The organism is Bradyrhizobium sp., from assembly GCF_050014615.1.
Lineage (GTDB): Bacteria > Pseudomonadota > Alphaproteobacteria > Rhizobiales > Xanthobacteraceae > Bradyrhizobium.
This window is the reverse complement of record NZ_JBEKCZ010000198.1, coordinates 1-9783: the sequence shown is the minus strand read 5'-3', so window position 1 is coordinate 9783 and position 9783 is coordinate 1. Positions and strand designations below refer to the sequence as shown.

General features: G+C 62.5%; 11 protein-coding genes. 6 read left to right on the top strand and 5 right to left on the bottom strand.

The window, feature by feature from the left end; translation table 11 throughout:
* The 3 genes from ABR948_RS24410 to sseA form a co-directional block, all read left to right on the top strand.
* A partial coding sequence (locus ABR948_RS24410; RefSeq protein ID WP_428122988.1) for a vWA domain-containing protein occupies window positions 1-999 on the top strand: 999 nt, incomplete at its 5' end.
* 119 nt (window positions 1000-1118) lie between these two features.
* Window positions 1119-1535, top strand: coding sequence for a rhodanese-like domain-containing protein (locus ABR948_RS24405; protein WP_428122987.1), 417 nt, complete (start codon window positions 1119-1121; stop codon window positions 1533-1535).
* Window positions 1536-1666: 131 nt separating this feature from the next.
* Window positions 1667-2527, top strand: a complete 861-nt coding sequence (gene sseA, locus ABR948_RS24400) for a 3-mercaptopyruvate sulfurtransferase (protein ID WP_428122985.1) — start codon at window positions 1667-1669, stop codon at window positions 2525-2527.
* 18 nt (window positions 2528-2545) lie between these two features.
* Here the strand turns inward: sseA and ABR948_RS24395 are convergent, their stop codons facing one another.
* On the bottom strand, window positions 2546-3433 hold the full coding sequence (locus ABR948_RS24395; protein ID WP_428122983.1) for a hypothetical protein: 888 nt from the start codon (window positions 3431-3433) through the stop codon (window positions 2546-2548).
* A 351-nt stretch (window positions 3434-3784) separates the two neighbouring features.
* Here ABR948_RS24395 and ABR948_RS24390 point away from each other — a divergent pair, with 351 nt between their 5' ends.
* Window positions 3785-5080 carry a L,D-transpeptidase gene (locus ABR948_RS24390; protein ID WP_428122982.1) on the top strand — a complete coding sequence of 432 codons (1296 nt, stop codon included), beginning with the start codon at window positions 3785-3787 and terminating at the stop codon, window positions 5078-5080.
* A 161-nt stretch (window positions 5081-5241) separates the two neighbouring features.
* Here the strand turns inward: ABR948_RS24390 and ABR948_RS24385 are convergent, their stop codons facing one another.
* From ABR948_RS24385 to ABR948_RS24370, 4 genes are all read right to left on the bottom strand, one after another.
* Window positions 5242-5523 (bottom strand): type II toxin-antitoxin system RelE/ParE family toxin, encoded by a 282-nt coding sequence (locus ABR948_RS24385; protein WP_428122981.1) that lies wholly within the window; start codon window positions 5521-5523, stop codon window positions 5242-5244.
* Window positions 5520-5747: a hypothetical protein gene (locus ABR948_RS24380; RefSeq protein ID WP_428122980.1), complete on the bottom strand. Its 228-nt coding sequence runs from the start codon at window positions 5745-5747 to the stop codon at window positions 5520-5522. Before ABR948_RS24380 ends, ABR948_RS24385 begins: the two co-directional genes overlap by 4 nt.
* A 105-nt stretch (window positions 5748-5852) precedes the next feature.
* Window positions 5853-6812, bottom strand: a complete 960-nt coding sequence (locus ABR948_RS24375) for a D-2-hydroxyacid dehydrogenase family protein (RefSeq protein ID WP_428122979.1) — start codon at window positions 6810-6812, stop codon at window positions 5853-5855.
* Window positions 6813-6972: 160 nt separating this feature from the next.
* Window positions 6973-7179, bottom strand: a complete 207-nt coding sequence (locus ABR948_RS24370; RefSeq protein WP_428122977.1) for a hypothetical protein — start codon at window positions 7177-7179, stop codon at window positions 6973-6975.
* A gap of 250 nt (window positions 7180-7429) precedes the next feature.
* Between ABR948_RS24370 and ettA the strand changes: the two genes are divergently transcribed.
* Both ettA and ABR948_RS24360 read left to right on the top strand, forming a co-directional pair.
* On the top strand, window positions 7430-9079 hold the full coding sequence (gene ettA / locus ABR948_RS24365; RefSeq protein WP_428122976.1) for an energy-dependent translational throttle protein EttA: 1650 nt from the start codon (window positions 7430-7432) through the stop codon (window positions 9077-9079).
* A gap of 93 nt (window positions 9080-9172) precedes the next feature.
* A partial coding sequence (locus ABR948_RS24360; RefSeq protein WP_428122975.1) for a hypothetical protein occupies window positions 9173-9783 on the top strand: 611 nt, incomplete at its 3' end.

Genomic DNA, 9783 nt, shown 5'->3' with positions numbered 1-9783 from the left:
CGCGTGTTCGGCACCGTGTTCAAGGGGCTGGAGAGCCTGCTCGACGCCATGGAGAAGGCGGACATTCCCGCCGAATGGCTGAAGAAACTCGCCGAAAAATATCTCACCGAGGAAGAGAAGAAGCAGATCGAGGCGATGGGCTGGGACAAGCTCATGGAGACGCTGCGCCAGCGGCTGAAAGAGCAGAAGGGCCGGCATCAGGGCGGCAACAAATGGATCGGCACGGCAGGTACCTCGCCGTTCGGTGCCGAGGGCTATAATCCCGAAGGCATCCGGATCGGGCAGGAGAAGAACCGCAATTTCCGCGCCGTGAAGGTGTGGGACAAACGCGAGTTCAAGGATCTCGACGGCAATGTCGAACTCGGCATCCGCAACATCAAGATCGCGCTCCGGCGGCTGCGCAAATTCGCCCGCACCGGCGCGCCCGATGAACTCGATCTCGACACCACGATCAAGGAAACCGCCAACCACGGCTATCTCGACGTGCATATGCGCCCCGAGCGGCGCAATGCGGTCAAGGTGCTGGTGTTCTTCGATATCGGCGGCTCGATGGATTCGCACATCGAACAGGTCGAGGAATTGTTCTCGGCGGCAAAGACCGAATTCAAGCACATGGAATATTTCTACTTCCACAACTGCCTCTATGAGGGCGTCTGGAAGCAGAACCGCCGCCGCTTTACCGACCGCACGCCGACCTGGGACGTGCTGCATAAATATCCGCACGACTACAAGGTGGTGTTCGTCGGCGACGCCTCGATGTCGCCTTACGAGATCATGGTGCCCGGCGGCTCGGTCGAGCATGTCAATGAAGAGGCGGGAACGGTCTGGCTCGAGCGCGTCACGCGCACCTATCCGCATGCGGTGTGGCTCAATCCGGTAGCGCAGCGGCACTGGGATTATTCGGAATCGACCACCATCATTCGCCGGCTGTTTTCGGAGCGCATGTTCCCGATCACGATCGAAGGTCTCGACGGCGCGATGAAGGAACTGGTGCGGTAATCGTCGTCATTCCGGACGGCCCGCGAAGCGGACCGATCCGGAATCTCGATATAAAAGAAACTGGCTTGAGATTCCGGGTTCGATGCTTTGCATCGCCCCGGAATGACGGAGGTAAACCCATGCCCCAGACCATCCATCGCGGCATCAAATCCCTGATCGACGAGGCCAATGCGCAGATCGAGACGTTAAGCGCCGCTGAGGCCATCAAGGCCGCGCAAGGCGACGATGTCGTGATCGTCGATATCCGCGATCCCCGCGAGATCGAGCGCGACGGGCGGATTCCCGGCGCCTTCTCCTGCACCCGCGGCATGCTGGAATTCTGGATCGATCCGGCCAGCCCCTATGCCAAGCCGATTTTCCAGAGCGACAAGAAGTTCATCTTTCACTGCGCCGGCGGGATGCGCTCGGCGCTGGCGGCGAAAACCGCCGATGATATGGGGCTGAAGCCGGTGGCGCATATCGCAGGCGGATTCGCCGCCTGGCGCGACGCCGGCGGCCCGGTCGAGAAGTTCGAGCCGAAGAAGCCGAAGGAATAAGAGGTCGTCACACGCGGGCTTGACCCGCGTGTCCATCTTTCTTGAGAGATGGATTGCCGGGTCATCTAACGCGAAGACGCGCTTCTGCCCGGCAATGACGATGGATGGGAAACGCCGGGAGAATTGCATCGATGACTTCATCCACTGACGATCCGCTGGTAACCACCGACTGGCTTGCCGCCCGTCTCGACGATCCCAAGGTGAAGGTCATCGACGCGTCCTTCAAGTTGCCCGGTGTGTTGCCGCTGCCTGTGGACGACTATCGCTCCGCGCATCTTCCCGGCGCCGTCTTCTTCGACGTCGATCACATCGCCGATCCGAACGACCCGCGGCCGCATATGTTTCCAGGCGCCGAGCAGTTCGCGCGCAACGTTGCGGCACTCGGCATCTCCTCTGTCGATACCGTGGTCGCTTACGATTCCGGTGGCTGGGTCGCAGCACCCCGGGCGTGGTGGATGTTCCTGGCGTTCGGTCATCCCAAAGTGAAAGTGCTCGACGGCGGCTTGAAGAAATGGTTGCGCGAAGGGCGCCCGACGCATTCCGGCGAGGTTGTGCCGAAGCCTGGGAAATTTCAGGCCAGGCTCGATCCAGGTTATGTCCGCAGCCAGCAGCAACTGGCCGGCAATCTGGCAACGCACGCCGAGCAAGTAGTCGACGCGCGTCCGCGACCGCGCTTTGAAGGTACCGCTGCCGAGCCGCGGCCGGGGCTGCGCCCCGGTCACATTCCGGGCAGCCGCAACGTGCCCTATGCGGAATTGTTCGACGCCAATACGGGCGCGATGAAATCGCTGGACGATCTGCGACAAGCCTTCAAGGGGGCCGGCGTCGACCTCGCCAAACCGATCGTGACGACCTGCGGCTCCGGTGTTTCCGCGCTGGTCGTGACGCTGGCGCTGTACCGGCTGGGCGTGCGCGGCTCGGCGCTGTACGACGGCTCATGGTCCGAATGGGGCCTGCCCGACGGACCGCCGGTCGCGACCGGCGCGGCTTGATCAATTAAAGCGGCTTGATCAATTAAGAACCCGGCGACGGTGGACGATCGTGGGCGCCGGAGCCGGCGTTGGTTGGCCGAACGGCGGGGGCAGTTGTGCCGCGGCGAGGCGCGCCGCCTGCTCCGCGAGCCTGCGGCGCAGCGCCGCGCGCCGTGCCAGCCGACGTTTCCTGATCACGCGCGGGTCGGGTTTTGCGCTGGTGACTTTTGCCCGCGGCGTCTCGATGGCCACGGGGGCCCCGCCCAGCGTTGCGATTTTCGTCGCGGCGATGCCGGCATCCGGCGCAATCGGCGGGTCCACTGCTGCTGCGGCAACCGGGATTGCGGCCCGGTCGGCCGGCCGCGCGACTGCTTCCGACATTGCGATTCGGGTCTCGGCGATTCGGGTCTCGGCGATTTTCGTTTCAGCGATCTGAGCCTCGGCGACCTTAGCCTCGGCGATTCTGGGTTCCGCGATCCTTGTTTCGACGGCAGCGGGCACCTCTGCGGGAGCCGATGCGGCCTCGCTCTCGGCAGGATTTTCTGTAACCCGACTTTCTGTGATCCGGCTTTCCGCGACCGTGGTTTCCGGCTTTGTGGTCTGCGGCGGCGGCGAATTCTCAGGCTTCATCGCGGCGTTCCGCTCGGGGTCATCCGCTGCCGAGGTCACCGCCGCGGCGGTGGCGTTCGCCGGCGCAGTATCCGCTGCCTTGTCCAGAACGGGCGTATCGACGCGCAGGATCGCGAGCACCGGCCGGGTGGCCTCGGCTTGCTGCGCGAATATCGTCTCCGGCGCACCACGCCATGACGGGTTGCTGGCAAATTCTTCGTGGGCCGCGCGCAGCAGCGCCGCCGCACCAAGCCCGAAGACCAGGATCGACATCGACAACACGATCGCGGCGAACAGAAAACGGAAGCCGGGGAGCATGGACGCGGGTTCTGCCTTCGGAGATATCTGCAGAATATCTTGCAAAGGCCCTTGAGCCATCGGGAACGCGGTGACCACAACACAGGCCGCGTTCGCGACGTAGCGAATCAGGCTGAATCAAGAATACCGCAACGGCCTGCCGGCGCTTGTTAAAAATCGAATGCGCCAGTGCCCCTCCACAATGCCGAAAATGCGTTTCCCGGCCGGTGCGGCCGGGTTGCCACAGGGCTTCCCGATGGTCACAAATGCCGAAATTGGGCGCGAATTGGCCGGATTTGTCTTGAATGCGCCGCTATCTTCCGTCATCTGCCATTAACGATCCGGTGTCGGCTTGGGGACTATACAAGAGCGATGATGATCAAACGAATTCAGACGATTAGTGCTGCCGTTCTGGCGGCCTTCGCGGCAGGCGGGGCGGCAACCTCGCTGGTCTCGGCGCAGGGCTATCCGCCGCCGCCAGGCGCGGTCTATTCGCCATACCCGCCGGCTGGCTATCCCGCCGATTACCGCCGCGGTCCGCGCCCGCAGGATTTCGACGCGCTGGAAGACGATGACGGGTCGAGTTCGACCGCGCTGTCGCCGCCCGGACCGGTGCTTTCGCCCGATGATCCCCGTTATGGCCGGCCGATGGGCGCTCCGCCGGTTTATACCGACCGTGGTCCTGTGCTGTCGCCCGACGATCCCCGCTATGGGCGGCCGATGGGCGCTCCGCCGGTTTATTCCGACCGTGGCCCTGTGCTTTCGCCCGACGATCCCCGCTATGGCCGGCCGATGGGCGCGCCACCGGTTTATTCCGACCGTGGTCCGATCCTGTCGCCCGATGACCCGCGTTATGGCCGCCGCGATGACCCGCCGCCGGTGATCTATTCCGACCGGCCCGGCGGCCCGCCGCAGCAGACCTATTCGGATCGCGGACCGGGCGCGGGCTATATCTATCCGGATGAGGACCACGGTCCCCGCCCGCCCGGAGCCGTGCAGCAGCCCCCGCAGGGACCCGATGGCAAGCCGATGGTGATGTCGGCCTTGCCGCCGGATGAACAGCCCGAAGTGGCGCCGGCGCCGCTGGCGCCGAATCTGCGCCGGCAGGAAGTCGCGCTCGCCACCAAGGAGCCGGCGGGAACCCTGATCGTCGATACGCCGAACACCTATCTTTATTACGTGCTGGGCGGCGGGCGCGCGATCCGCTACGGCGTCCGCGTCGGCCGCGACGGCTTCACCTGGACCGGCGTGCAGAAGATTTCGCGCAAGGCCGAGTGGCCGGATTGGCACCCGCCGCCGGAAATGATCGATCGTCAGCCCTATCTGCCGCGCTTCATGGCCGGCGGCCCCGGCAATCCCTTGGGCGCGCGCGCGATGTATCTCGGCAATACCGTCTATCGCATCCACGGCACCAACCAGCCGTCGACGATCGGCAAGTTCGTCTCCTCGGGCTGCATCGGCATGCTCAATGAGGACGTCTCGGACCTGTTCGATCGGGTCAAGGTCGGCACCCGCGTGGTCGTGCTTCCCGGCGGTTCGCCGCCGCCGTCAACCGCCACCGCTTCGGCGGCGCCGATGCCCGGACCGAATGCCGGACCGCCGCCAGGCGTTCCCGGCGCGCAGCCGACTGTGGTGCCGCCGCTGCCCGCGCCGGTGACGGTGCGCTAGGTCGAGCGGTAGCGAAGTGATCCCGAAAGGCGCGCGGTGGCGCGCCTTTTTCTTTGCATTCTGACGTCGTCTTTGCGACGGTGACGGCGCCTAAGCGGACAACTCACGCCAGCCTTCGTACCGGTTCGCCCCTGAGCCAGGCGCCGGTGGCACCGCGAAAATCACTCCGGCGTTGCTCGGCGAGCGCTGTGACGCACGCCGTGGATCACAATCTCCTCCTCGGTTGCGCGGTAGAAAATCACATACGGATGAGGTGAGACAATCATTCGCCGCAGGCGGCCTTTGCTCGTAAGTTGACCGGCGTGAGGGTGCTGCAACAGGAGATCGATAATGACACGAATACGTGTCTGTACGTGATGGGCGCCCTGCGGTGATTGCGCCTGGATATAGTCCAGTACCTGATCGAGTTCGGCAGCGCCCCGCAGGGTGTAGCGCAGTTTCACAGGTTATGTTTCGCCCAGATGGCGCTGACCTGTTCGTCGGTCGCGAATTCTCCGCGATCCGCCTGCGCAAGGGATTGGTCTAACGAGGATGCTTCCTCGGCGCTCAATTGAAACACCGGTTGGTCCTTGCCGGCCAATTGCAGAAGCATGCGGGCAAGGTCATCCTGCATTTCAGGAGCGAGACCGCGTACGGTCTCAACGGCTTGTTCAAACAACTTGGTCATGGCCGGATAATAAGCATTTTCGGTCGGAGCGGAAGGACGTTTGGAGGAAATTCCGCTACCCGTTGCGTCGCGCGATGTTTGACCAGAGTTTAAGCTGAGCCCTTCTTACGCCAGCCTTCGTACCGGCTCGCCGTTGAGCCAGGCGCCGATGCCTTCGACCATCTGGCCGTAATGGGCGCGAAAGCCTTCCTCGGTGACGTAGCCGAGATGCGGCGTCAGCACGAGATTGTCGAGCTTGCGGAAGGGATGATCCACCGGCAGCGGTTCGACCGAGAACACATCGATCGCGGCGCCGGCGATCTTGTTCCGCTGCAGGATGTCCAGCAACGCGGCTTCGTCGACGATCGGCCCGCGCGCGGTGTTGACGAGGTAGGAGGTCGGCTTCATGCGTGCCAGATCCTCGCGCCCCACCAGGCCGCGCGAACGCTGGCTCAGCACCACGTGAACCGTGATGATGTCGGCGGTTGCGAACAATTCCTCCTTGGTGGCATAGCCGACGCCGACCTCCTTGCATCGCTCCGGCGTCAGGTTGGGGCTCCACGCGATCACGTTCATGCCGAAGGCTTTCGCCAGCCCCGCAACCTTGGCGCCGAGCTTGCCGAGGCCGACCACGCCGAGGGTGCGGCCCTCGATCTCCAGGCCGATGAATTTCTGCAGGGGTTCGCCGGCGTGCATGCGCGCGTTCTCGCGGCCGATGCTGCGGGTCAGTTCCAGGATCAGACCCATGGTCAGCGCCGCGGTCGGATCGCGGTTCCACTGCGTCCCGCAGAACACCACGCCATGATCCTTGGCGGCTTCCGAATCGATCGAAGCGTTGCGCATGCCCGAGGTGATCAGCAGTTTCAGTTTGGGCAATGCCGCGAACAGCGTGCGCGGAAACGGCGTACGCTCGCGCATCGCCAGGATGATTTCGAAATCCTTCAGCGCGCCGGCGGCGGCCTCCGGGGAAGCAAACGGCTGGTTGAACACGGTGACGTCGACGCGATCGGCGATTTTGGACCAGTCCGCGAGTTTTGGGGTCACGTTGAGATAGTCGTCGAGAATTGCACAGCGCAGCCGCGTCATGGGAAGGTCCGTTCATGGCGATGATGACGGTACGAATACGCGCCGTCCTGGGAGCCGCCATGGTCGCGCGCAATGCTTCGACGCGCAAGCGTCCGGGCATCAAAAATGCGCGTCTATCGATATGGCCGCGGGCCTTCAGGCTTCCGCGGCTCAGGCGTGATCAGGCGGAACGCCGGTGCGACGACGCCTTCAACTTGGCGCGGCAGGCGGGGCCCGGTCCGCGCATATAATGCAGCTCCGGCCGGTAGGGGTCGAAGGCCCTGACGAAGAACTGGCGCCAGAAGGCGAGAAGCCCGGCGAGCGGGCTGGACTGTCCATCCCGGCTTCCTGCCGGGGAGCGGAGAGAGGTTGAGGTAATGGTCGCCATGACGAATCCTGTCTTTTTTCCGGCGGCTTCTGTCGCGCGGAGCGCTTTCTGGGGCGCTGCTCGACAGCTTTGGCCCTATTTATTAAAAGAAAGTTTCAATTGCCGTGATCTGGCGCACAGATGGTGTCGACCCCGTAATGATCCGTGGTGAACGGATCGAAAACGTCGGGGCGCGGTTGCCCTTTGGGGGCCGCGCCGCTACATCAGCGGCAGCAAATTTCCATAAATCTTCTCGTTTTCAGGGATCCCGATGGCGCGCCAGTTCGTCTATTTCATGCAGGGTTTGACCAAGAGCTACCCGACCCGCAAGGTGCTCGATAACGTCCATTTGTCGTTCTATCCCGATGCCAAGATCGGCGTGCTCGGCGTCAACGGCTCCGGCAAATCGACGCTGCTGCGGATCATGGCCGGCCTCGACAAGGAATATAACGGCGAAGCCTGGGTCGCCGAGGGCGCGCGGGTCGGCTACCTCGAACAGGAGCCGCAGCTCGATCCGGCCAAGACCGTGCGCGAGAACGTCATGCTGGGGGTCGCCAAGCAGAAGGCGATCCTCGATCGCTACAATGAGCTGGCGATGAACTATTCCGAGGAAACCGCCGACGAAATGACCAAATTGCAGGACGAGATCGAGGCCGCCGGCCTGTGGGATCTCGACAGCAAGGTCGATCAGGCGATGGACGCGCTGCGTTGCCCGCCCGACGATTCCGACGTCACAAAACTTTCCGGCGGCGAGCGGCGCCGTGTTGCGCTATGCAAACTGCTGCTCGACCAGCCGGACCTGTTGCTGCTGGACGAGCCGACCAACCATCTCGACGCCGAATCGGTGTCCTGGCTGGAAGGCCATCTGCGCAACTACCCCGGCGCCATCCTGATCGTCACCCATGACCGTTACTTCCTCGACAACGTCACGTCATGGATACTCGAGCTCGACCGCGGCAAGGGCATTCCCTACGAGGGTAACTACACCGCCTGGCTGTCGCAGAAGCAGAAGCGCCTCGCCCAGGAGGGCCGCGAGGACGTCGCGCATCAGCGCACGCTGGAGCGCGAGAAGGAATGGATCGCGGCTTCGCCGAAGGCACGCCAGGCCAAGTCCAAGGCGCGCTATCAGCGCTATGAAGAGCTCCTGAAGCAGGCGAGCGAGAAGCAGACCCAGACCGCGCAGATCACGATACCCGTGGCCGAGCGGCTCGGTCAGAACGTGGTCGATTTCGAGGGGCTGACCAAGGGGTTTGCCGACCGCGTGCTGATCGAGGACCTGACCTTCAAATTGCCGCCTGGCGGCATCGTCGGCGTGATCGGCGCCAACGGCGCCGGCAAGACCACTTTGTTCCGGATGATCACCAAGCAGGAAACGCCGGACAAGGGCACCATCACGATCGGCGAGAGCGTGCATCTCGGCTATGTCGACCAGTCCCGCGACTCGCTCGACGGCAAGAAGAGCGTGTGGGAAGAGATTTCCGGCGGCAACGAACTCATTCTTCTCGGCAAGCGCGAGGTGAACTCGCGCGGCTATTGCTCGTCGTTCAATTTCAAGGGCGCCGACCAGCAGAAGAAGGTCGGCGCGCTGTCGGGCGGCGAGCGCAACCGCGTGCATCTGGCCAAGATGCTCAAATCCGGCGCCAACGTGCTGCTGCTCGACGAGCCCACCAATGATCTCGACGTCGATACGCTGCGCGCGCTCGAAGAGGCGCTGGAGGATTTCGCCGGCTGCGCCGTGATCATCAGCCATGACCGCTGGTTCCTTGACCGCATCGCCACCCACATTCTGGCCTTCGAGGGCGACAGCCATGTCGAATGGTTCGAGGGCAATTTCCAGGATTATGAAAAAGACAAGATGCGCCGGCTGGGCCAGGATTCCATCATCCCGCATCGCGTGAAGTACAAGAAGCTGACGCGGTAGAAGCCAAAGACTTTCAATATGCCCCGCCGCAATGCTGTCGCTGGAATTGATGTGGGGTATTCTACGACGCGGCGGTCGAGCGCTGTTTGCTTAGTGACGTGGGACGACGAGAGCATAGATTGGGAAATTAGACGCTATCGTGCAACGGATTCAGAACGGTTAGAAACAATTCGCGGTCTTCTCGGAGATCAATCGCTCCGAGCCGTTGCTTTCGATGGGCCGCTGCGTAAAGGATTTGATCTTATCGGCAAATATCGAGCCGCTGAGAGGATACTGACAAGATCTTTCGGCGCTAGAATCGGTAAGCCCGGTCAGTCTAATTCGCCAGTCGGCATTCGATTGAATGAAGAAGCCAACAATTGTGTGAAAATTGTCCGCTCCGTTGCTGATGTGGCAACATCGTCATCCCGCATTAGAATTGCCGAGCAGTGCATTTTGGAGGCCTTTCCGTCTTCCTATCTGGGCCTGATGATTGTCAACCCAGAAAGTGTCGGTGCAATTCGCAAGAATAGATCGGATAAATTCTTCGAGGCTTTGAACGGCGATGGTACCCTCCTTAGCTTACTAAGCTATTTATTACCTCGACGAAGGGCCGTTAGAGACTTGAGCGAGATCGAGAATCATGATGACAGAGCTTCATTTGTCTGCGCAATCACTGCGCTAGGTTTCGCAATCGGAAAATACTGCGCGGTGGGAGACGAAAA

Bases quoted from the DNA above. Each gene is read 5' to 3' on its own strand.
- ABR948_RS24390 (WP_428122982.1), top strand. From the start codon at position 3,785: ATGATGATCAAACGAATTCAGACGATTAGTGCTGCCGTTCTGGCGGCC.
- ABR948_RS24375 (WP_428122979.1), bottom strand. From the start codon at position 6,812: ATGACGCGGCTGCGCTGTGCAATTCTCGACGACTATCTCAACGTGACC.
- ettA (WP_428122976.1), top strand. From the start codon at position 7,430: ATGGCGCGCCAGTTCGTCTATTTCATGCAGGGTTTGACCAAGAGCTAC.
- ABR948_RS24380 (WP_428122980.1), bottom strand. From the start codon at position 5,747: ATGACCAAGTTGTTTGAACAAGCCGTTGAGACCGTACGCGGTCTCGCT.
- sseA (WP_428122985.1), top strand. From the start codon at position 1,667: ATGACTTCATCCACTGACGATCCGCTGGTAACCACCGACTGGCTTGCC.
- ABR948_RS24405 (WP_428122987.1), top strand. From the start codon at position 1,119: ATGCCCCAGACCATCCATCGCGGCATCAAATCCCTGATCGACGAGGCC.
- ABR948_RS24370 (WP_428122977.1), bottom strand. From the start codon at position 7,179: ATGGCGACCATTACCTCAACCTCTCTCCGCTCCCCGGCAGGAAGCCGG.
- ABR948_RS24395 (WP_428122983.1), bottom strand. From the start codon at position 3,433: ATGCTCCCCGGCTTCCGTTTTCTGTTCGCCGCGATCGTGTTGTCGATG.